At 59.9% G+C, this 22,990-nt stretch carries 14 protein-coding genes; 11 read left to right on the forward strand and 3 right to left on the reverse strand.

Going from position 1 to position 22,990, the window contains the following annotated elements:
- Positions 1-120: 120 nt before the first annotated feature.
- The 8 genes from lptF to pdxJ all read left to right on the forward strand — a co-directional run bounded on the left by lptF (position 121) and on the right by pdxJ (position 8,526).
- On the forward strand, positions 121-1,242 hold the full coding sequence (lptF, locus tag AB4N85_RS00105) for an LPS export ABC transporter permease LptF (RefSeq protein ID WP_252868839.1): 1,122 nt from the start codon (positions 121-123) through the stop codon (positions 1,240-1,242).
- Positions 1,235-2,296, forward strand: coding sequence for an LPS export ABC transporter permease LptG (gene lptG / locus AB4N85_RS00110; RefSeq protein ID WP_236168099.1), 1,062 nt, complete (start codon positions 1,235-1,237; stop codon positions 2,294-2,296). The genes lptF and lptG overlap by 8 nt, the downstream gene beginning before the upstream one ends.
- Positions 2,297-2,469: 173 nt before the next feature.
- A complete protein-coding gene (lepA, locus tag AB4N85_RS00115) occupies positions 2,470-4,266 on the forward strand; it encodes a translation elongation factor 4 (protein WP_016771564.1) in 1,797 nt (598 codons plus the stop codon).
- Positions 4,267-4,275: 9 nt separating this feature from the next.
- Positions 4,276-5,130: a signal peptidase I gene (gene lepB, locus AB4N85_RS00120; RefSeq protein ID WP_056783094.1), complete on the forward strand. Its 855-nt coding sequence runs from the start codon at positions 4,276-4,278 to the stop codon at positions 5,128-5,130.
- A 169-nt stretch (positions 5,131-5,299) separates the two neighbouring features.
- Positions 5,300-5,989, forward strand: coding sequence for a ribonuclease III (rnc, locus tag AB4N85_RS00125; protein ID WP_024011703.1), 690 nt, complete (start codon positions 5,300-5,302; stop codon positions 5,987-5,989).
- A complete protein-coding gene (era, locus tag AB4N85_RS00130; RefSeq protein ID WP_016771562.1) occupies positions 5,982-6,884 on the forward strand; it encodes a GTPase Era in 903 nt (300 codons plus the stop codon). Before rnc ends, era begins: the two co-directional genes overlap by 8 nt.
- Before the next feature lie 166 nt (positions 6,885-7,050).
- On the forward strand, positions 7,051-7,740 hold the full coding sequence (gene recO / locus AB4N85_RS00135) for a DNA repair protein RecO (RefSeq protein WP_056783095.1): 690 nt from the start codon (positions 7,051-7,053) through the stop codon (positions 7,738-7,740).
- 39 nt (positions 7,741-7,779) lie between these two features.
- Positions 7,780-8,526 (forward strand): pyridoxine 5'-phosphate synthase, encoded by a 747-nt coding sequence (gene pdxJ, locus AB4N85_RS00140; protein ID WP_095180437.1) that lies wholly within the window; start codon positions 7,780-7,782, stop codon positions 8,524-8,526.
- 70 nt (positions 8,527-8,596) lie between these two features.
- Here pdxJ and AB4N85_RS00145 read toward each other — a convergent pair whose 3' ends face one another.
- Together AB4N85_RS00145 and mltF are read right to left on the reverse strand one after the other, a co-directional pair.
- Positions 8,597-9,592, reverse strand: coding sequence for an IS110 family RNA-guided transposase (locus AB4N85_RS00145; RefSeq protein ID WP_252868495.1), 996 nt, complete (start codon positions 9,590-9,592; stop codon positions 8,597-8,599).
- 299 nt (positions 9,593-9,891) lie between these two features.
- A complete protein-coding gene (gene mltF / locus AB4N85_RS00150; protein ID WP_081932530.1) occupies positions 9,892-11,352 on the reverse strand; it encodes a membrane-bound lytic murein transglycosylase MltF in 1,461 nt (486 codons plus the stop codon).
- A 285-nt stretch (positions 11,353-11,637) separates the two neighbouring features.
- On the opposite strand from mltF, the gene purL reads away from it, so the two are divergent.
- The 3 genes from purL (at position 11,638) to AB4N85_RS00165 (ending at position 17,139) form a co-directional block, all read left to right on the forward strand.
- Complete coding sequence (gene purL / locus AB4N85_RS00155) at positions 11,638-15,534, forward strand: phosphoribosylformylglycinamidine synthase (RefSeq protein ID WP_095180438.1); 3,897 nt, start codon at positions 11,638-11,640, stop codon at positions 15,532-15,534.
- Positions 15,535-15,539: 5 nt separating this feature from the next.
- On the forward strand, positions 15,540-15,851 hold the full coding sequence (locus AB4N85_RS00160) for a YqfO family protein (RefSeq protein WP_252868840.1): 312 nt from the start codon (positions 15,540-15,542) through the stop codon (positions 15,849-15,851).
- A gap of 928 nt (positions 15,852-16,779) precedes the next feature.
- Positions 16,780-17,139 carry a DUF6124 family protein gene (locus AB4N85_RS00165; RefSeq protein WP_041478212.1) on the forward strand — a complete coding sequence of 120 codons (360 nt, stop codon included), beginning with the start codon at positions 16,780-16,782 and terminating at the stop codon, positions 17,137-17,139.
- Between the two features lie 57 nt (positions 17,140-17,196).
- Here AB4N85_RS00165 and AB4N85_RS00170 read toward each other — a convergent pair whose 3' ends face one another.
- Positions 17,197-22,920, reverse strand: a complete 5,724-nt coding sequence (locus AB4N85_RS00170; protein WP_460066512.1) for a membrane-targeted effector domain-containing toxin — start codon at positions 22,918-22,920, stop codon at positions 17,197-17,199.
- Positions 22,921-22,990: the final 70 nt, after the last annotated feature.

A 22,990-nucleotide genomic window follows, 5' to 3' on the forward strand; every position in this document is an offset into this window, starting at 1 on the left:
TGACAGGCGCACCCAATCACAGGATAATGCCGCATCTTTTTTCGACCGCTCTGCATGGCGGGCCGGTCGATGTGTTTGCTTGTTTGGCCGCCTTAGCCTGACAACCCTGGAGTGTCTGGTTTGATCGTCTTCCGTTATCTGTCCCGCGAAGTCCTGTTGACCCTTAGCGCCGTAAGTGCCGTGCTGCTGGTCATCATCATGAGCGGTCGCTTCATCAAATACCTGGCGCAGGCTGCGGCCGGTCAGCTCGATCCGGGCTCGCTGTTCCTGATCATGGGCTTTCGTCTGCCGGGTTTCCTGCAACTGATTCTGCCGCTGGGCCTGTTCCTCGGGATCCTGCTGGCCTACGGTCGCCTGTACCTTGAAAGCGAAATGACCGTGCTCTCGGCCACCGGCATGAGCCAGCAGAAGCTGTTTCGCATGACCCTGTTTCCGGCGACGCTGGTGGCACTGGTGGTCGCGTGGCTGAGCCTCGGCCTGGCTCCGCAGGGCGCCAACCAGTTCCAGCTGCTGCTGAACAAGCAGGACGCACTGACCGAGTTCGATACCCTCGAGCCGGGCCGCTTCCAGGCCCTGCGTGATGGCACTCGGGTGACCTACACCGAAACCCTGAGCGACGATCGCGTCAATCTCGGCAGCGTGTTCATCTCGCAGAAGAACCTCGGTGCCGATAAGAAGGACCGCGGGATTTCCGTACTGGTGGCCGAGTCGGGCCGTCAGGAAATCCGCCCCGATGGCAATCGCTATCTGATTCTCGACAACGGCTATCGCTATGACGGCAGCCCCGGGCAGGCCGATTACCGCGCCATTCATTACGAAACCTACGGCGTGCTGCTGCCCAAGCCGGACGTAAGCGAAGAAGTCACCGACCGTGACGCGATGCCGACCTCGTCCCTGTGGGGCAGCGACGACATTCGTTCGAAAACCGAACTGCAATGGCGTATGTCGCTGCCGTTGCTGGTGTTCATCGTGACCCTGATGGCGGTGCCGCTGTCGCGGGTGAATCCGCGCCAAGGGCGTTTTCTCAAGCTGCTGCCGTCGATTCTTCTTTATATGGCTTACCTGACCATCCTGATTGCCGCTCGCGGCGCCCTTGAAAAAGGCAAGATCCCGCCGGCCCTTGGCCTGTGGTGGGTGCACGCGATCTTCCTGGTGATCGGCCTCGGCCTGCTGTATTGGGAGCCGCTGCGCCTGAAACTGGCCAGCCGTCGCAGCGCCGCGCTGGAGGTGGCCCGTGGTTAAACTCGACCGCTACATCGGCAGCAGCGTGTTCATGGCGATCATCGCCGTGCTGGCGATCATCCTCGGCCTGGCGACGCTGTTTGCCTTCATCGATGAAATGGGCGACGTCAGCGACACCTACACCCTGGTCGACGTGCTCGGTTTTGTATTGCTGACCGCACCGCGCCGGCTGTATGAAATGTTGCCGATGGCCGCATTGATCGGCTGCCTCATCGGTCTCGGCAGTCTGGCCAGCAGCAGTGAGCTGACGGTCATGCGCGCTGCTGGCGTGTCGATCGGCCGCATTGTCTGGGCTGTGATGAAGCCGATGCTGGTGCTGATGCTCGCCGGCGTGCTGATTGGCGAATACGTCGCCCCGGCCACCGAAAGCATGGCCCAGGCCAATCGCTCGCTGGCCCAGGGCAGCGGCGACGCGCAAAGCGCCAAGCACGGTATGTGGCACCGTCAGGGTGAGGAATTCATCCACATCAACGCGGTTCAGCCGAACGGTCTGTTGTACGGCGTGACGCGCTATCACTTCGACAAGGAGCGCCATCTGCTCAGCTCCAGCTTCGCCAAGAAGGCCGAGTTCGACGGCACCAAGTGGCAGCTCACCGACGTTGCCACCACGCTCTTCCGCGAGCGCAGCACTGAGGTCGTCAATGCCCCGAGTGAGGAATGGGACGTGGCGTTGAGCCCGCAACTGCTCAGCACCGTGGTCATGGCGCCGGAATCGCTGTCGATCAGCGGTCTGTGGGGCTACATCCACTATCTGGCCGAGCAAGGCCTGAGCAACGGCCGTTACTGGCTGGCATTTTGGGTCAAGGTGTTGCAGCCGCTGGTGACCGCCGCGCTGGTGTTGATGGCGATCTCGTTCATCTTCGGCCCGCTGCGTTCGGTGACCCTCGGTCAGCGGGTTTTCACCGGCGTGCTGGTGGGCTTCACCTTCCGCATCGTCCAGGATCTGCTGGGGCCATCGAGTCTGGTGTTCGGTTTCTCGCCGCTGTTTGCGGTGCTGGTGCCGGCCGGCGTGTGTGCGCTGGCGGGTGTCTGGCTGCTCAGGCGAGCGGGCTGATGAACAAGCTTTCATTCAGCGCTTGAACCCTGAAAACGCCTCGGTCGCCAGACCGGGGCGTTTTTGCATGCGATCCGGGTGACAGGCGAACGTGACGCTTGCGCCGTGTATCAGGTACAATTCCCGGCTATTTTTCGGCGGGCCAAGCCTGCAGCCTTTTTGAGTGTTGATCCGTGAGTGATTTGAGTCATATCCGCAATTTCTCCATCATCGCCCACATTGACCATGGCAAGTCGACGCTGGCTGACCGTTTCATCCAGATGTGCGGCGGCCTGGCCGAGCGTGAAATGGAAGCCCAGGTACTGGATTCCATGGATCTTGAGCGTGAACGCGGGATCACCATCAAGGCCCACAGCGTTACCCTCTATTACAAAGCCAAAGACGGCATCACCTACCAGCTGAACTTCATTGACACCCCGGGCCACGTCGACTTCACCTATGAAGTCAGCCGTTCCCTGGCGGCGTGCGAAGGCGCCTTGCTGGTGGTCGATGCGGGGCAGGGCGTAGAAGCCCAGTCCGTGGCCAACTGCTACACCGCCATCGAGCAGGGCCTGGAGGTCATGCCGGTACTGAACAAGATCGACCTGCCACAGGCCGAGCCGGATCGCGTCAAGGACGAGATCGAGAAAATCATCGGCATCGACGCTACCGACGCCGTCACCTGCAGCGCCAAGACCGGCCTGGGTGTCGACGAAGTGCTCGAGCGTCTGGTGCACACCATTCCTGCGCCGACCGGCAACATCGAAGATCCGCTGCAAGCGTTGATCATCGACTCCTGGTTCGACAACTACCTGGGCGTTGTTTCCCTGGTACGCGTGCGCCACGGCCGTGTGAAGAAGGGCGACAAGATTCTGGTCAAGTCCACCGGCAAGGTGCACCTGGTCGACAGCGTCGGCGTGTTCAACCCTAAACACACCGCCACCGTTGATCTGAAGGCCGGCGAAGTGGGCTTCATCATCGCCAGCATCAAGGATATTCACGGTGCGCCGGTCGGTGACACCCTGACCTTGAGCTCCACGCCGGACGTGCCGGTGCTGCCGGGCTTCAAACGCATTCAGCCACAGGTTTACGCCGGTCTGTTCCCGGTCAGCTCCGACGACTTCGAGGATTTCCGCGAAGCGCTGCAGAAGCTGACTCTGAACGACTCCTCGTTGCAGTACACCCCGGAAAGCTCCGACGCCCTGGGCTTCGGCTTCCGTTGCGGCTTCCTCGGCATGCTGCACATGGAAATCATCCAGGAGCGCCTCGAGCGCGAATACGACCTGGACCTGATCACCACCGCGCCGACGGTAATTTTCGAGCTGGTGCTGAAAACCGGTGAAACGATTTACGTCGACAACCCGTCGAAGCTTCCGGATGTGTCGGCGATCGAGGACATGCGCGAGCCAATCGTGCGCGCCAATATCCTCGTGCCGCAGGAACACCTTGGCAACGTCATCACCCTGTGCATCGAGAAACGCGGTGTTCAGGTCGACATGCTGTTCCTCGGCAATCAGGTGCAAGTGACCTACGACCTGCCGATGAACGAAGTGGTCCTGGACTTCTTCGACCGTCTCAAATCCACCAGCCGCGGCTATGCTTCGCTGGACTACCATTTCGATCGTTACCAATCGGCTAATCTGGTGAAACTGGACGTGCTGATCAACGGCGACAAGGTCGATGCCCTGGCATTGATCGTGCACCGTGACAATTCGCACTTCAAAGGTCGCCAGTTGACCGAGAAGATGAAAGAACTGATTCCTCGTCAGATGTTCGACGTGGCGATCCAGGCCGCCATCGGTGGTCAGATCGTGGCCCGGACAACCGTCAAGGCACTCAGAAAGAACGTATTGGCCAAATGCTACGGCGGTGACGTCAGTCGTAAGAAGAAACTGCTCGAGAAGCAGAAGGCCGGTAAGAAACGCATGAAACAGGTCGGCAACGTGGAAATTCCACAGGAAGCCTTCCTCGCCGTGCTCAGGTTGGAATAATCAGGTCCTATGTCGCTAAATTTCCCGCTGTTGCTGGTCATCGCCGTGTTCGTCTGCGGCCTGTTGGCGTTGATTGATCTGCTGTTCCTGGCACCGCGTCGGCGGGCTGCCATTGCCTCTTATCAAGGCAGTGTCAGCCAACCCGAGCCTGTGGTGGTCGAGAAGCTGAACAAAGAGCCGCTGCTGGTTGAATACGGCAAGTCGTTCTTTCCGGTGCTGTTCATCGTCCTGGTGCTGCGTTCGTTCCTGGTGGAGCCGTTCCAGATTCCGTCCGGCTCGATGAAACCGACGCTGGACGTCGGCGACTTCATTCTGGTGAACAAGTTTTCCTACGGCATCCGTCTGCCGGTGATCGACAAGAAGATCATCGAAGTCGGTGACCCGCAGCGCGGCGATGTGATGGTGTTCCGCTACCCGAGCGACCCGAACGTCAACTACATCAAGCGTGTGGTGGGCCTGCCGGGTGACACGGTGCGTTACACCGCCGACAAGCGTCTGTTCGTCAACGGTGAGTCGATCGCCGAGAAGATGGCCGGCGCCGAAGCAGGTTCGCTGGGCAGCGCGGAGCTCTATCAGGAAAAACTCGGCGCAGCCGAGCACCTGATCCGCAAGGAAATGAGCCGTTACCGCGCCACTCCGGATCGTTCGTGGACGGTGCCTGCCGGGCACTACTTCATGATGGGCGACAACCGCGACAATTCGAACGACAGCCGCTACTGGGATGATCCGAACATTCCCAAGGATCTGCTGGGCATGGTTCCCGACAAGAATATTGTCGGCAAGGCCTTCGCGGTCTGGATGAGCTGGCCAGAGCCGAAACTCAGCCACCTGCCGAATTTCTCGCGGGTCGGCCTGATCAAGTAATCAAACACGGCGCTGTTGACCACAGCGCCGAATGCATTTCTGGAGCCGGCACAATCGGCTTCGCAATCGCCAGGATCTATTTTTTGAACACAGCGTTAATTGTCCCAGGCCTGCGCCGTACCCCGGCGATGGCAGTGGAAACCAGCCACGAACTCAGCGTGGGTAAACCGTGAGCGTTTCTCTAAGCCGTCTCGAGCGCCAGCTCGGCTACACCTTCAAGGACCAGGAGCTGATGCTGCTGGCCCTCACGCACCGCAGTTTTGCCGGGCGCAACAACGAGCGTCTGGAATTCCTCGGTGATGCCATCCTCAACTTTGTCGCTGGCGAGGCGCTGTTCGATCGCTTCCCGCTGGCCCGCGAAGGCCAGTTGTCGCGTTTGCGCGCACGGCTGGTAAAAGGTGAGACCCTGGCCGTACTGGCTCGCGGTTTCGACCTCGGTGATTATCTGCGCCTGGGTTCGGGTGAACTGAAGAGCGGTGGTTTCCGCCGTGAATCGATTCTCGCCGATGCCCTCGAAGCTCTGATCGGTGCGATCTACCTCGATGCCGGCATGGACGTCGCCCGCGAGCGCGTACTGGCGTGGCTAGCCGGCGAATTCGAAGGCCTGACGCTGGTCGACACCAACAAGGATCCGAAAACCCGCTTGCAGGAACACCTGCAATCGCGCGGTTGCGAACTGCCACGCTACGAAGTGGTGGATATCCAGGGCGAACCGCACTGCCGTACCTTCTTCGTCGAATGCGAAGTGGTCTTACTGAATGAAAAAAGCCGAGGTCAGGGTGTGAGCCGTCGTATTGCCGAACAGGTAGCGGCCGCCGCAGCACTGATTGCCCTGGGCGTGGAGAATGGCAATGACTGATACAAACGCAACTCGCTGTGGCTACGTTGCCATCGTCGGCCGTCCCAACGTCGGCAAGTCGACGCTGCTCAACCACATCCTCGGGCAGAAGCTCGCGATCACCTCGCGCAAGCCGCAGACTACCCGCCACAACATGCTCGGGATCAAGACCGAGGGCGACGTCCAGGCGATCTACGTCGACACTCCGGGCATGCACAAGGGTGGCGAAAAGGCCCTGAACCGTTACATGAACAAAACCGCTTCGGCGGCGTTGAAAGACGTCGACGTGGTGATCTTCGTTGTCGACCGCACCAAGTGGACCGACGAAGACCAGATGGTGCTCGAGCGTGTGCAATACGTGACCGGCCCGCTGATCGTCGCGCTGAACAAGACCGATCGCATCGAAGACAAAGCCGAGCTGATGCCGCACCTGAGCTGGTTGCAGGAACAGCTGCCAAACGCCCAGATCATTCCGATTTCCGCGCAGCACGGGCACAACCTCGAAGCGCTGGAAAAGGTCATCGCCGATCACCTGCCGGAGAATGATCACTTCTTCCCGGAAGACCAGATCACTGACCGCAGCAGCCGTTTCCTTGCCGCCGAACTGGTGCGCGAGAAAATCATGCGCCAGATGGGTGCCGAGCTGCCGTACCAGATCACCGTCGAAATCGAAGAATTCAAGCAGCAGGGCAAGACCCTGCACATCCACGCGCTGATTCTCGTCGAGCGTGACGGCCAGAAGAAAATCATCATTGGCGACAAGGGCGAGCGCATCAAGCGCATCGGCACCGAAGCGCGCAAGGACATGGAGCTGCTGTTCGACTCCAAGATCATGCTCAACCTGTGGGTCAAGGTGAAGGGCGGCTGGTCCGATGACGAGCGCGCGCTGCGTTCGCTGGGTTATGGCGATCTGTAAGTAGCGACCTCGAAAACACCGCTACTCACTGTGGGAGCGAGCCTGCTCGCGAAGAGGATGTAACACTCAGCATTGATGTTGACTGTCACTCCGCTTTCGCGAGCAGGCTCGCTCCCACAGTGGTTTTGGGTTGTATGTAAAACCGCGTTTCTTCATCGAGAACTCAATGTCGCAAAACCCGCCTCCCGCCCAACCCGCCTATGTCCTGCATTCGCGCGCCTATCGCGAAACCAGCGCACTGGTCGATTTCCTCACGCCGCAAGGTCGGCTGCGGGCGGTGTTGCGCAGTGCGCGGGGCAAGGCCGGGACGCTGGCGCGGCCGTTCGTGGCGCTGGAGGTCGAGTTCCGTGGCAAGGGCGAGCTGAAGAATGTCGGGCGCATGGAGAGTTCTGGTACCTCTGCGTGGCTCAACGGCGAGGCGCTGTTCAGCGGCCTCTATCTCAACGAACTGTTGATTCGGCTGTTGCCTGCCGAAGATCCGCATCCTGCAGTATTTGATCATTACGCCGCGACCTTGCTGGCGCTGGCCGAAGGTCGACCGCTGGAGCCATTGTTGCGCTCCTTCGAATGGCGATTGCTGGATGATCTCGGCTACGGCTTTTCCATGAACACCGATATGCACGGTGAGCCCGTCGCTGCTGACGGCCTCTACCGTTTGCAAGTGGACGCCGGACTCGAGCGGGTGTATCTGCTGCAACCCGGCCTGTTCAACGGTACCGAGCTGCTGGCCATGGCCGAAGCCGACTGGTCGGCGCCCGGTGCGCTGTCGGCGGCCAAGCGTCTGATGCGCCAGGCGCTGGCGGTGCATTTGGGCGGGCGTCCGCTTGTCAGTCGCGAGCTGTTTCGCAAGCCCTGATATGCTGTGCGCCGAACCTTTCAATTCAGGAGCGCATCCGTGACCAGCAGCAATCGCATTCTTCTCGGCGTGAACATCGACCACGTCGCCACCTTGCGTCAGGCCCGTGGCACGCGCTACCCGGATCCGGTCAAGGCGGCGCTGGATGCAGAAGAGGCGGGCGCCGATGGCATCACCGTGCACCTGCGTGAAGACCGTCGGCACATCCAGGAGCGCGACGTACTTCTGCTCAAGGATGTGCTGCAAACCCGCATGAACTTCGAAATGGGCGTCACCGAAGAAATGATGGCTTTCGCCGAGCGCATTCGCCCGGCGCACATTTGCCTGGTCCCGGAAACCCGTCAGGAACTGACCACCGAGGGTGGCCTGGATGTAGCGGGGCAGGAGGAGCGAATCAGGGCTGCGGTCGAGCGCTTGTCGAAAATCGGCAGCGAAGTGTCGCTGTTCATCGACGCCGACGAGCGCCAGATCGCCGCCTCCAAGCGCATCGGTGCACCGGCCATCGAGCTGCACACCGGGCGTTACGCCGATGCCGAAACCCCGACTGAAGTGGCAGAAGAGCTCAAGCGCGTCGCTGATGGCGTGGCGTTTGGACTGGCGCAGGGCCTGATCGTCAATGCCGGGCATGGCCTGCATTACCACAACGTCGAGGCCGTGGCGGCAATCAAAGGCATCAACGAACTGAACATCGGCCACGCGCTGGTGGCGCATGCGTTGTTCGTGGGCTTCAAGTCCGCCGTATCGGAAATGAAAGCGCTGATTCTGGCTGCTGCTCTCAAGGGCTAAGATCAAAAGATCGCAGCCTTCGGCAGCTCCTACAGGTGTACACATAACCCTGTAGATACTCTGTTCACGGTCAAGCTTTTTGGGTGTGTTTATCGCTAAAAAGCTTGGCTGTACTGAAGTCTTCGCCTGCCCGCATGCAGGCCCATAGTCCGGTCAGGTATTTGCGCATGACTGCGACAATAGCCTGCATCTTCCTCTTTCCTCGAGCCACCAAGGCTTCGTAAAACGCTTTAACGTTCGGGTCGCAACGTATGGCAGTCAGCGCAGGCATGTACATCGCTGATCGCAAATAGGCATTGCCGCCCTTACTTATCCGGCCGGGTTTATCAATGCTGGTGCCTGATTGCGTGAGTCGGACATCGAGTCCGGCATGGCGGCTGACCTGCGCTGACTTGAGCGTTACCGGTAAGGTCGTCAGTTCAGCCAGCGCCGCAAATACTGAGATCTCACCCATGCCAGGGGCGGCGATCATGTGGGCGAACTGGGCGCTCAACGTTGGGCAGTTGTCGATCAATGCACGACCCGCTAGTCGGAAACGCTCGATTCGTTTGTCAAAGGCTTTGATGGCTTCTTCTTCGTCCTCAATCAGCATCAGAAGAGTTGTTTGAGTGGCTTTTAGTGCATGCAGCTCGTTTTTGGCGCGGGTGCGATGACCCGTCAAACGATTGATGTGGCGACCGATAGCGCGCAGCTCAAGCTGTATTGAAGTGGGCGGCGTCCACAACCTTGGGCTCATGCGTTCGCCGTACTCAGCTAATAACTGGGCATCGATTGCGTCCGTTTTGCTGTTTTTCAGCATCAGCTTTGCAAAGTTGTGAAAACTCTTCGGATTGATAACCGAGACTGGCAAACCCGCCGCAGCTAGCTCCATGGCCAAGTCCAGATAGTAGATTCCTGTGGCTTCCATCACCACAGACATAGGCTTGAGCTCAAGCAATTTGCCGACAGCAGCTTTGCGCCCCGCCGGTGTCTGGTCGATATTGCACTGACCTGCAAAGCGGCCGCCATTGCGCCAGCCCATCGCTGTAGTGCGAGATCCCACATCCAAGCCGACGTGCATGTTCATGCTTTCAACTCCAAGAGAACTGAGTTAAAAATGCTTCCTGGTTCCCCTGACCTCGAACTTCATGCCACTGCAACCTTGTAATGCGAAGTCCGACTCGTCGGCTTCTCGATACTCTTCGTGGTGGGCAATGAGGCGGGGGGACCTCTCTACATGCAAGGTCAGGAGCAAGTCCTGCCTTAAGGAGCGATCGGTCTCCCCCAGAAACACATCTTCGTATGTCGCACCAGCGAGCTTAGATCTCATTCATGCTGGTGTGTGGGGAACATACAAGGAGCTGCCGAAGGCTGCGATCTTTTGCTTTAAAGAGGGGCGGGCTCTTGCGCCGGTTTCGACTTGTCGATCGCCGGCACATGCAGGTTGCCCTCGGCCACCTGATCGCCCTCAAGCTGCGGCTGGGTCACCCAAGTCAGGATGTCGTAGTAGCGACGGATGTTCGCCACGAAGTGCACCGGTTCGCCACCCCGGGCGTAACCGTAGCGGGTCTTGCTGTACCACTGCTTCTGCGAGAGGCGCGGCAGGATCTTTTTCACGTCCAGCCACTTGTCCGGATTCAAGCCTTCCTTCGCCGCCAGTTTGCGCGCGTCATCCAGATGACCGCTGCCGACGTTGTACGCCGCCAGGGCGAACCAGGTGCGATCCGGTTCCTGGATCGAATCGTCGAGCTGATCTTTCATATAAGCCAGGTACTTGGCACCGCCCATAATGCTCTGCTTGGGATCGAGGCGGTTCGACACGCCCATCGCCTGCGCGGTGTTCTGGGTCAGCATCATCAGACCGCGCACGCCGGTTTTCGAGGTCACCGTCGGCTGCCACAGGGATTCCTGATAGCCGATGGCGGCCAGCAGGCGCCAGTCGACTTTCTCTTTCTTCGCGTAGTTCTTGAAGTGCTGTTCGTATTTCGGCAGACGCTGCTGCAAGTGCTGGGCGAAGGTGGTGGCGCCCATGTAGCCAAGCACATCGACATGGCCGTAGTAGCGGTCTTTCAGGCGTTGCAGGGTGCCGTTCTTTTGCACCTTGTCCAGATACGCATTGATTTCATTGAGCAGGCTGTTGTCTTCGCCCGGGCCCACCGCCCAGCTCTGGCTGCGCGCGTCGCCGAGGTCGAAGGCCACGCGGATGTTGGTGAAGTACACCTGATTCATCGCCACTTCGTTGGAGTCGACCAGTGTCAGGTCAATCTGGCCTTCATCGACCATGCGCAGCAGATCGACCACTTCAACGGCGTCGGATTCTTCGTATTCGATGCCGGGATATTTCTGTTTCAGCGCGGCCAGTTGTTCGGCGTGGGTGCTGCCCTTGAGCACGGTGATCTTCTTGCCGACCAGATCCGCCGGATCGGTGGGGCGCGACTGGCCGTTGCGGTAGATGATCTGCGGGGTGACTTCGAGGTAGGAGTGGGAGAACCGCACCTGCTTCTTGCGTTCATCGCTGCTGACCAGACCGGCGGCCGCGAGTACCGGGCCGTTCGGCTTGCCGACCTGGTTGAACAGGTCATCGAGATTGTCGGCCGTCTCGATCTTCAGCTCGACGCCCAAATCGTCGGCGAAGCGCTTCACCAGCTCGTATTCGAAGCCGGTTTCACCGCTGCGATCCTGAAAGTAGGTGGCGGGGCTGTTGCGGGTAACCACGCGCAGCACACCATCCTCCTTTACGCGCTCGAGTGTGTTGGGTTTATCAACACAGCCACCGAGCATCAGGAAGAGTCCGGTTGCGATCAGCCATTTGGCGTATCGCGGACGCAAAGCCGTTGGGAAAAACATCTGCGCAGTATACGCAAACGGCCACGAGCGCCATATCTCGACAGCGTAGGACTAGTCTGCTAGCGATCACAAATCCGAGCGAAATCCCTTGAATACGGGCCTTCAGGGCATTTTGTTACAGTAAAAATAAGCCATGCTGAAACGCTCGATTTACCTGACCCCGAAGGCAGAAACACAGATTGCTACCCGAGTGCAACCGTGCGTAGCGTTTCGGGTGATGTTGAGGTCGGTTTAGGCTAGAATGCACGGCCTCAAAGCACACCCCTTCCCGAGGCTGTCCCGAAGATGTTGATCCTGCGCGGCGCTCCTGCCCTTTCTGCCTTTCGCCACAGCAAACTCCTTGAGCAACTGAGCCAGAAGGTTCCAGCTGTCAGTGGCCTGTATGCTGAATTCGCTCACTTCGCCGAAGTCACCGGCGTCCTGACCGGCGACGAACAGCAGGTGCTAGCGCGCCTTCTGAAGTACGGCCCAAGTGTTCCGGTTCAAGAGCCGACCGGTCGTCTGTTTCTGGTGTTGCCGCGTTTCGGCACCATCTCGCCGTGGTCGAGCAAGGCCAGCGACATCGCCCGCAACTGCGGCCTGAGCAAGATCCAGCGCCTGGAACGCGGTATCGCCTTCTATGTTGCAGGGCAGTTCAGCGAAGCCGAAGCCCAGCTGATTTCGGACGCGCTGCATGACCGCATGACCCAGATCGTGCTGGCCAACCTCGAGCAGGCTGCCGGTCTGTTCAGCCACGCCGAGCCGAAGCCGCTGACCGCCATCGACATCCTCGGTGGCGGCCGCGCCGCGCTGGAAAAGGCCAACACCGAGCTGGGCCTGGCCCTGGCCGAAGACGAGATCGACTATCTGGTCAACGCCTTCAACGGTCTGAAGCGCAACCCGCACGACATCGAACTGATGATGTTTGCCCAGGCCAACTCCGAGCACTGCCGCCACAAGATCTTCAACGCCAGTTGGGACATTGACGGCCAGAGCCAGGAAAAAAGCCTGTTCGGCATGATCAAGAACACCTATCAGATGCACAGCGAAGGCGTGCTGTCCGCTTACAAGGACAACGCTTCGGTGATCGTCGGCAACGTTGCCGGCCGCTTCTTCCCGAACCCTGAAACCCGCCAGTACGGCGCGGTGCAGGAGCCGGTGCACATCCTGATGAAGGTTGAAACCCATAACCACCCGACCGCGATTGCGCCATTCCCGGGCGCATCCACCGGTTCCGGTGGCGAGATCCGTGACGAAGGTGCAACCGGTCGTGGCGCCAAGCCCAAGGCCGGCCTCACCGGTTTTACCGTCTCCAACCTGCAGATCCCAGGCTTCGAACAGCCGTGGGAAGTGCCGTACGGCAAGCCTGAGCGCATCGTCACCGCGCTGGACATCATGATCGAAGGCCCGCTCGGCGGCGCTGCGTTCAACAACGAATTCGGCCGTCCGGCCCTGACCGGCTACTTCCGTACCTTCGAGCAGTCGATCACCACCCCGCACGGCGACGAAGTGCGCGGTTACCACAAGCCGATCATGCTGGCTGGCGGCATGGGCAACATCCGTGAAGAGCACGTCAAGAAAGGCGAGATCGTGGTCGGCTCCAAGCTGATCGTGCTCGGCGGCCCGGCAATGCTGATCGGCCTGGGCGGCGGCGCGGCTTCCTCCATGGCCACCGGCACCAGCTCGGCAGACCTGGATTTCGCTTCGGTACAGCGTGAAAACCCTGAAATGGAGCGTCGTTGCCAGGAAGTCATCGACCGTTGCTGGCAGTTGGGCGACAAGAACCCGATCAGCTTCATTCACGACGTTGGCGCGGGCGGTCTGTCCAACGCCTTCCCGGAACTGGTCAACGACGGCGATCGCGGTGGCCGTTTCGAACTGCGCAACATTCCAAACGACGAGCCGGGTATGGCCCCGCACGAAATCTGGTCCAACGAATCCCAGGAACGTTACGTGCTGGCGGTCGGCCCGGAAGATTTCGAGCGCTTTCAGGCGATCTGCGAACGCGAGCGTTGCCCGTTTGCCGTGGTCGGGGAAGCCACTGCCGAACCGCAATTGACCGTCACCGACAGCCACTTCGGCAACAACCCGGTGGACATGCCGCTGGAAGTGTTGCTGGGCAAGGCGCCGCGCATGCACCGTTCGGTGGTTCGTGAAGCCGAGCTGGGCGATGACTTCGATCCGTCGAACCTCGACATCAGCGAGTCCATCGAACGCGTTCTGCATCATCCGGCCGTGGCCAGCAAAAGCTTCCTGATCACCATCGGCGACCGCACCATCACCGGTCTCGTCGCCCGTGACCAGATGGTCGGCCCATGGCAAGTGCCGGTGGCCGACGTTGCCGTCACCGCCACCAGTTTCGACGTCTACACCGGTGAAGCCATGGCGATGGGCGAGCGTACTCCGCTGGCTCTGCTGGACGCGCCGGCATCGGGCCGCATGGCCATCGGCGAAACCATCACCAACATTGCTGCCTCGCGCATCAACAAGCTCTCCGACATCAAACTGTCGGCGAACTGGATGTCCGCTGCCGGCCACCCGGGCGAAGACGCGCGTTTGTACGACACCGTGAAAGCGGTCGGCATGGAGCTGTGCCCTGAGCTGGGCATCACCATTCCGGTGGGCAAGGACTCGATGTCCATGGCCACGCGCTGGAATGACAACGGCGAAGACAAGACCGTCACCTCGCCGATGTCGCTGATCGTGACCGGTTTCGCGCCAGTGGCTGACATCCGTCAGACCCTGACCCCGGAACTGCGCATGGACAAGGGCACCACCGACCTGATCCTGATCGACCTCGGTCGCGGCCAGAACCGCATGGGTGCATCGATCCTCGCGCAGGTCCACGGCAAACTCGGCAAACACGCGCCGGACGTCGATGACGCCGAAGACCTGAAGGCCTTCTTCGCGGTGATCCAGGGCCTCAATGCCGACGGTCACCTGCTGGCCTACCACGACCGTTCCGACGGTGGTCTGCTGACCTCCGTGGTGGAAATGGCCTTCGCCGGCCACTGCGGTCTGAGCCTGAACCTGGACAGCGTTGCCGAATCCGCTTCGGAAATCGCCGCGATCCTGTTCAACGAAGAACTCGGCGCAGTGATCCAGGTTCGCCAGGACGCCACCCCGGACATCCTCGCGCAGTTCAGCGCCGCCGGTCTGGGCGACTGCGTGTCGGTGATCGGTCAGCCGATCAACAATGGCCAGATCAACATCACCTTCAACGGTGACACCGTGTTTGAAGGCCAGCGTCGTCTGCTGCAGCGTCAGTGGGCCGAAACCAGCTACCAGATCCAGCGTCTGCGCGACAACGCCGACTGCGCCGAGCAGGAATTCGACGCGCTTCTGGAAGAAGACAATCCGGGCCTGAGCGTCAAGCTCAGCTACGACGTCAATCAGGACATCGCCGCACCTTACATCAAAAAAGGCATCCGCCCACAGGTTGCCGTGCTGCGTGAGCAGGGCGTCAACGGTCAGGTGGAAATGGCTGCCGCGTTCGACCGCGCCGGTTTCAGCGCGATCGACGTGCACATGAGTGACATCCTCGCCGGTCGTGTCGACCTCAACGAGTTCAAAGGCCTGGTGGCCTGCGGCGGTTTCTCCTACGGCGACGTGCTCGGCGCCGGTGAAGGCTGGGCCAAGTCGGCGCTGTTCAACAGCCGCGCCCGCGATGCGTTCCAGGGCTTCTTCGAACGTAACGACAGCTTCACGCTGGGCGTGTGCAACGGTTGCCAGATGATGTCCAACCTGCACGAGCTGATCCCGGGCAGCGAGTTCTGGCCGCACTTCGTGCGCAACCGCTCCGAGCAGTTCGAAGCGCGGGTAGCGATGGTGCAGATCCAGGAATCGAACTCGATCTTCCTGCAGGGCATGGCCGGTTCGCGCATGCCGATCGCCATCGCCCACGGTGAAGGGCATGCCGAGTTCGCCAGCGAAGAAGCACTGCTGGAAGCCGATCTGTCCGGTTGCGTGGCGATGCGTTTTGTCGACAACCACGGCAAGGTCACCGAAGCCTACCCGGCCAACCCGAACGGCTCGCCGCGCGGGATCACCGGTCTGACCAGCCGTGACGGTCGCGTGACGATCATGATGCCGCACCCGGAGCGTGTGTTCCGTGCGGTGCAGAACTCGTGGCGTTCGGAAGACTGGACCGAGGATGCTCCTTGGATGCGCATGTTCCGTAATGCGCGCGTCTGGGTGAACTAAGGCCTGTGTACAAGCTGGCGTTTTTTGTTCCTGACAGTCATGTCGAGGTGGTCAAAGGGGCTGTGTTCGCTGCCGGTGGTGGGCGGATCGGTGACTATGACCACTGTGCGTGGCAGGTGCTTGGCTCTGGTCAGTTTCGACCGTTGGACGGCAGTCAGCCGTTTGTCGGTCAGGCGGGGCAGGTTGAGCGGGTTGAGGAATGGAAGGTTGAGCTTGTTGTTGCGGATGATTTGGTTGTGGCTGTTGTGGCGGCGTTGAAGCTCAGTCATCCGTATGAGACGCCGGCTTATGAGGTGTGGCGGCTGGAGGATTTCTGATCTTCTTTGCTGCTGGAACGGGAAACCCGCAGATGAGGGATTGTCTGCGGGTTTTTTGTTGGCCTTGGTTTTATTTGGATTTGGGTGAATATCCGTTGCTTCGGGTGTGGCGGCTGGCGGTTTCGCCCTTACGGCGACTTACTTTTTTACAAGCGCCTAAAAAAGTAAGCAAAAAACGCTTGCTCCTGCGTTCGGCCCTCGCAGGCTCGGGTTCCTTCGCTCCGGGACTGATCCGGGCGCAGCGGCTCCGGTTTGCTTCGCTGTACCTCCTTCCGCTGTGTTCGACTTCGTCGAACGGTCGCTGCGCTCCCACGCCCGGATCAATCCCTCCACTCAGCCTTCCGACGTCGCCGGTGGATCAAGATCAAGAGCAGGCGAGCTGACACTCGGCCTATTGAGTGGTGAAAAGCGTGTGTGTCCGGCTTTTGATTTGTGTTGTTGCTGCCCCTCACCCCAGCCCTCTCCCGAGGGAGAGGGGGCCGATTTTGTGTGGTTTGCAAATCCTGAGTTCAACTCGGACTTTCACGTCGGCGTACCTCGCCTGAACAACTCGGTCAGTCCCCTCTCCCTCTGGGAGAGGGCTAGGGTGAGGGTGGCGATCTGGAGTGTGTTTAAAGCGGTATCTGAGTTCGCAGAACCTTCCCACAAGGTTTTCAGGTTGTCCGTCGGACGCGCGATCTCTAGTCTTTTGGTGTCGCCGAAACTTCGGCGATCGGGTGTGAGAACCCTTAGGAACTGTTAATCCACAATCAGTACCACCATAATCGCCGCCGGCACTCCTGCTGTCTGCATTGTTATGGCGGCTGTGTGCGGGCGGACTTCGGTCCGGCCGGGCTTGTTCCTACCGGTTTCTCACCCCGCACACTGCTGCCACCACTCCGCCGCGTGAGAAACGGCAAGTGATTGGCTATTGATTAGGAACGTATCAATGTCAAAACCTGTGCCTGATCCACCATACGAACCCACCCCCCTCGAACAAACCATCCGCGCCGACGACCTCGCGAAAAACCGCGAAGCGATCAAGCGGGCTCTGGATTTTTACCTGTGCCCGCAACCTGGCAAGGCGCACCCGCCCAGCACCATGTTCCTCATCCAGCCGGAAATCGATACCGAAACCCTGCTCGCCCATGCCTGTGAATCCCTCGCTTCAGCCAACACCCTGGCCAGTGATTTCGCCGATCAGTTGGGGCGACCGCAGCGCAATACGGCGCTGGCGATTCAGCAGATCATCATGCTCGCTGAGCTGGCGGTGAACCGCGCGCTGGATCGGGTGGATCCTCAGGCATGAAAAAACCACTGGGCCGTCAAGCCCAGTGGTTTTCCACAACGTGCAATCGCCCGGGCGTCACGTCACCTGTTTCAGCTTCACGTCTGTGACGAGCATGTCGATCAACGTTCGCAGGTAGGTGAAGGTTTGATCTTTTTTCTCCCAGCGATCAACGAAGAACAGACCCTTGTCATTGATCTGAATCGGCGTCTCAACGATCTCGCCGGACCTGGATTTATGCACCACGCTGGCGTTGCGGGTGTCTGCATTTTCTATAAGGAAGTTTCCGGGTTCGGTCAGTTTGCTGCGACTGACAGAAGGCGTCGCAGCAGGCTTTTTCGTTCCGGGGACGGCCACCTCCATCACAAAATCGCTGCTCAAAGCCCTGACGTTGGCCTCGTGCTTGCCGCTGACAAATTCCCACGACCCACGGTGAATATCCCGGGCCAGTTCAGGGGCTGTGTCGCGCACGTGCAGGCTGACGGCGGACAGTGTATCGGCCAGACCTGGCACACCGAGGTTGTAATTGGTATGCGCACTGCCGATGAAGGCCACCCATTTATGCGGCCCGTTGGCCAATTGATCAGCCTCGATCACTTGGGTTGCAAAATAGCTGAACATCTCGTTTCGCGAGACGTGTTCGTCATACACGCCCTTGAGGTGATAGGACGCCGTGCAATCGAGGGCTCTGATGCGAATGTTGTATTTGGCCGCCGCCTGACAGACCGCCGTGTACGTATCGTTCCCTGTGTAATTCGGCATCTGCCCTTGATCCTGACGATGCAGATAAGCCTTGAGCCTGTCGGGCATGCGCTGGGTACGCAGAAAAGTGTCGAGATCGGCCTGGTGCAGGTCGGTGAGCAGGTGCTCGACGTACAACGTGTCATAACCGGCTTGCTTAAGGGCTTTCATGTGCTTTTTCAGCAGCGCTTTGCTCGCTACATCGACGTGGGCTTCGCCGATCAGCAGATTCAGACGTCCGTCGGTCAATTGCCGTAAAAAAGCTTCGAATGTGCAGTCGGAGGCGAGCACCGGCAGGATCGGCGCATCGGGTGGGACGTAGTCGGTAAAAGCGTCCCTGGCGGTTTTTTCCAGACGGTTGCGCTGGGCAATGAAAGCCTCGTAGGCCGTTCTTTCACGGGGTATTGTCGGGGTGTAACTCGAGTGCATGGAGTTGGGATGATGCAACATTTCAGCAATATCGTCGCGCAGTGGCGAAGCAATATCGAACTCGCTGAAATGGTCAACCGCGCTAGCTGCGGCGGGCGGCTTGGAGACAGGTAGAGGTGCCTTGTAGGCACTCGGCATCTGTACGAGGTAATCACCTTGCGCTGTCGCGTCTCCCGCGATGGCACCGGGCGCGTCCCTGCTTATGCGTGCGGGTTGGTACAAGTCGATGTCTTCAATACGCACGGCAACGGCCTCGTGGAGGTCGGCCAGGCCCGGGGTGTTGTCGAACGTGGTCATGCGCGACTGCTCGGTCAGGGCAATCCAGCGCTCTTCGCCGATCTCGGCCATATCGGTGGCAAGCGCCTTGTGCGAATAAAAGTTTCTGATGCGGTTGTTTCGCGGGGTCAAAGGCGAGAGCCTGGACATCACCATGATCCCTTCGAGTTGATAACTGGTCGAGCCGTCCAGCGCATGAATGCTCATGCCTTTTTCCCGTGCCTTGCGCACCAGCGCCAGGTAAGAGAAAGGCGCGTCTGGCTCATGACCCATGGCTTTATCGAGCGCTTTCAGATGTTTCTTGATATGGCGCCAGGATTCTCCCTTGTTGAATTTTTCCAGTTTGAGATGAAATACGTCTCCCGGCAGGTATTCGAGGAAGAGGTGCTTGTAGCCGTTCTCCAAAAGCACGTCGAGATTTTCGATCAGTGCCTGTTTGCTGGCGATGGAGCCGGGCTGTGCACCGATGACCAGATTCTTTGCGGCGAATGCATCGCTGGCAATCAACTGTGCGAATGAGGTGTTGGCGGCAACCGCCGGCACTTCGGCGCGAGCGGGCAGCGGTGCGAGTTGGGCAAAATGGCGCGTGGCGTCCGTGGTGAGTTTTTCCACCTGTTGCAGATAGGCTTGGCGCATGCTGGCCATTTTGTCGACCACGTTGACCAGGATGACCTGGGGTGAGAAGCCCATGTAATGCTCGCCCTCCTGGAGCATTCGTCGTCGCGATTGCGGGTCCAGCAACTCTTCAACGAGATCCCGGTACTTGATCGCGACTCCATAGTCCTTATGCGGGCCGGGTGTATCGGGCACTGCTTCGTATTTTGGTGCACCGCCGGACAGGCCGCTGCGCACCATCACTCCGTCGGAGTTGCGCACGGTCAGAATGCCGGTCGAAAGCAGTCCGGAGCCATTCGGATCCGGGCGGTAGAGCAAATAACGGCCGAGTGCGTCCGGGGTCGTGCTGGCGTAATACGACTGCCCTCTGAAAACGACGGCATGCATATCGTCGCGGACCGGTTCGGTCGCCATTTGGTCGATCAATGGCAGAAGATCCTCTTGCTCGTCGCCAACGGTGGTGACAGCCCGACGCAACGGGCGCCGGACGGGCTTGAGTGAACGCAGCGCCGGACGCAGATCCGTCAGCACCGCGCCAGCACTGTTGAACAGATAACCGAGCAAGTGCCGGAACGCTTCGTTGTTATTACCCTGACGATAGGCATGCAGGGCGAGCATCGCGTCCTTGAAGGCCAGCAACAGGCCGGTGCTCAGGCTCAACAGCGGGAACGGCGCGGTGGCGATGGCAGCGACCCATTCGACGCTCGTCCAGATCAGGCCAGCGATCATTTCGGCGCGACTGGTGGTCGTGGCATGGACGTTGTCGATCCGCCGTTGCAACTTCATGTCGTAGAGCGCGGTACGCAGGTCGCTGACGGCGTCGGCCGGGCGCATCGAGTCATAACGGGCGGGGCTGGGGCTGGTTCTGTTGAGGTCTTTGGGCATTTTCTTGCGGATGTTTTCCAGGTACGTGCGCACCCGGGTCTGGGCACTGACACCCACCCGCTGGGTCAGGTATTCGATCATGCCGGACTGCAGCAGCAGGTAATTGAACAGGCGCGCTTCGCGAAAACGCACGCCGTCCGGTGCGTCCGGCGTATACAGCAGGACCGGATCGCCGCCATGGCTGAACAACCAGGCATCGATCACCCATTCGCCGTCGATCATCAACCGGTGGATCGGGTATTTCGTCCGGGTCTGCCCCGACGTTTGATCCATGCTGCTGATGCTTTGCTGCAGCCATTGCAGGTCGCTGCTGGCGATATGTCCTTGCAGCTGGCATTCCAGCGCGGCGCTTTGCATCTGGCGCTGAGTGATGGCCAGCGTCGCGTTGCGTCGGAACGCGTAGCCTTCGCTTTTCGAATCCTGCAGCTCGTTTTTGACTTTGTCGGTATAGCGTTTGCCGATCCAGACCCCCGTGACCGAGCGGGCTACGTTCTGCGCGGTCAGGCTACTGATATCGACGCCTGGCGGACCTTTGAAGCGCGCCGAGCGTGAGAATTTCTGGTCGAGAAAACCGACGCCGTCGGCATAGCCGTCGCGATACAGCCGGGTATAGGTCAGCGGTTTCGGCGTCCATGAGGGCACGATCGACTTTGGCGAATAGGCCCAGACGGTGTCGGGATCGACGTCATTGGCAGGGCGCCTGAGCAAGCGGTTCAGGCTGATCTTCGCTTGCGCATGCACGTAATCGTCAAACGCCTGAAAACGTCCGCCCGACAGCGGATGCTGATTGAACGCGCGCAAAGCCCCCTCGGCGTCGTCGCTCAGGGTCGAGAGTTTTCGGCGATTGGCCGCAGTGGTCGAGCGATACCACACCGGGGTGCTGAAATCGTAGTCGTCGATGCGTGTGGCGAGCATGTGTTCAGCCATCGCTTTGAGGCAATCGAGATGGTTGCCCAGGTGGTCGAACGTGACTTTCTGGTGCTCTGCTGCTTCCGGCTTGAGGCTCAGCCCCGACAACACCTTGCGCAGGGTCGAACGAAAGCGCATCGGCGCGCGGCTGATCAGATAGCCGGCCATGCTTTCGGCGGCGTCATTCTGCTTGGCCCAACCCAAGAGATGGGTCTGCAATTGGCGCTCGCTGTCGAACGCCTCGAACTGGCGTTCACGGGGCGCCTGCGGTGTGCAGAGCAGCAGGCGGCGGATCGCACCGGATTCGTCGGTCTGACGCAGCACCCAAAGATCCTGCAGCTGGGCGCCGTGCAAAGACAGGGTGGCGGCGCGCAGCTGTGGATCGCTGCCGTTACGCAGGCGCTGGAGCATTTGCAGATCGCTGTCGAGCAGATGCCCTTGCAGCGCTGCGGCATGGGCGAGCGCGACGATGCGCTGATCGAGCATCTGCTCGATCGCAGGTTTGATCGCGGATCTCGCCTGCATCTGCGTTTGCAAGCGTGCGAAGTCGACGCGCGGTTCCAGCTCCAGTGCCTGCTTGATCACCCAGGCGGGCGTTACGTCCGCGTACTCGTCGGATAACGGCAGGTCGTTGTAAGTCAGCCGGGTGTGGCTGAGAAACGCCGAGCCTGGTAACTCATCGCCGGTGTGCGGGCCGCGCAAGGTCAGCTCGAGCAGATTGCTCTTGTGCACATAAGCGCCGAATCCGGGGACCTGCCGATCCGTAATGATCTGCAGCTTGGCCGGTTCCAGGTCGTCGATTTGCAGATCATCACTCAGCCGTTCCAGCCATTGGTGGCGGGCCACGGCCATCAGGCTGACCGCCGGACCCATCAGGTCAAGCAGGTTTTGCCGGGCCTGATTGTAGTTGCCCAGGTGCAACGCCAGCTCGGCCCGCTTGGCGGCGTCGGCGCTGCGGTACCAGTCCGGGGCGCTGTTGCGCAAATGCCGCTCGAACAGGGTTTGTGCCTGAAGTGCCAGGCGCGGGGTGAGATCCGGCAGCGCAGCGCCGATGGCGCGCTCCAGCTCGGCGATCAGTACAGCGGCATCCTGCTGCGGATTGGCGGCGAAACTCAATGCATGTTCGATATCCTGAGTGCGCTTTTCGATCAAGGCATCGTAGATGTGTTCGAACAGCGGTTTGCTGTCGATGGGCGCCAGCTGCAATGGCCAGATTCCCGCTGTACCGACATCGTGGTAGCGGCTGGGCAGCAGCTGCATCAATTCGCCACGGCTAATGCTGTGCTGCATGGTCTTGAGCAGATGGGCATCGAGATCAGCCAAGGAATTGAACAACTCCAGGCCCCTGGCCGGTGTGAACAACACGACGAAGCCCGCGCTCTGGTCGGTCAACAGATCGCTGACTTTCGGGGTGTCTTTTTGCGTCACAACAAAGGCCCCGGCCAGCTCGACAGTGGTTTGCTGATAAGTGAACTGCAACGCATACATGGCCGGACGCAACAGCGGGCCAAGTGCCAGTTTCTGCATCAGCTCGCCGGCCTGTGGGTGCAGCAGGCGATCGGTGACGGCCTGTTGCGCTTCGTACTCAAGCGCAGTGAAGCCGGCGTCGTATTTGAGGAAGGTTTTTGCCGCTTTGCCGTTGATCTCGTCACGCAGATCCATGTTGATCAGTTGCGTGTTGAGGCGCACCTTCAGCGTGGCGATCAGTTGCTTGCCTGCCTCGCTCTGCAGGTCGGTGGTTGCCAGCGCCTGATAGAGCGCGCGGCTGCGTTGCAGATAGCCGTCGCGATAGGTTTTCAGCTGCTCCTCGAGGCGTTTGAGATGAGCCTGCTCGGTGCTCGGTTTGTGCTCGGGCAACAGCGGGGTTTCGGTGTTGAAGAGAAGACGACCGATCTGGTTGAGATCGTTTTTGAGCTCATCGGGTGTGGGTGCGTTGGGGGTGCTCATGGGCACGATTTCCATGCTGGGGATGAAGGGCCAGCATGGCGAGCAGGGCGTGGAGGAGGGTGGTATTCAT

The sequence above is a fragment of the Pseudomonas sp. H1_G08 genome, assembly GCF_054681355.1.

Bases quoted from the DNA above. Each gene is read 5' to 3' on its own strand.
- lepB (WP_056783094.1), top strand. From the start codon at position 4,276: ATGTCGCTAAATTTCCCGCTGTTGCTGGTCATCGCCGTGTTCGTCTGC.
- era (WP_016771562.1), top strand. From the start codon at position 5,982: ATGACTGATACAAACGCAACTCGCTGTGGCTACGTTGCCATCGTCGGC.
- AB4N85_RS00165 (WP_041478212.1), top strand. From the start codon at position 16,780: ATGTCAAAACCTGTGCCTGATCCACCATACGAACCCACCCCCCTCGAA.
- mltF (WP_081932530.1), bottom strand. From the start codon at position 11,352: ATGTTTTTCCCAACGGCTTTGCGTCCGCGATACGCCAAATGGCTGATC.
- recO (WP_056783095.1), top strand. From the start codon at position 7,051: ATGTCGCAAAACCCGCCTCCCGCCCAACCCGCCTATGTCCTGCATTCG.
- AB4N85_RS00145 (WP_252868495.1), bottom strand. From the start codon at position 9,592: ATGAACATGCACGTCGGCTTGGATGTGGGATCTCGCACTACAGCGATG.
- AB4N85_RS00170 (WP_460066512.1), bottom strand. From the start codon at position 22,920: ATGAGCACCCCCAACGCACCCACACCCGATGAGCTCAAAAACGATCTC.
- purL (WP_095180438.1), top strand. From the start codon at position 11,638: ATGTTGATCCTGCGCGGCGCTCCTGCCCTTTCTGCCTTTCGCCACAGC.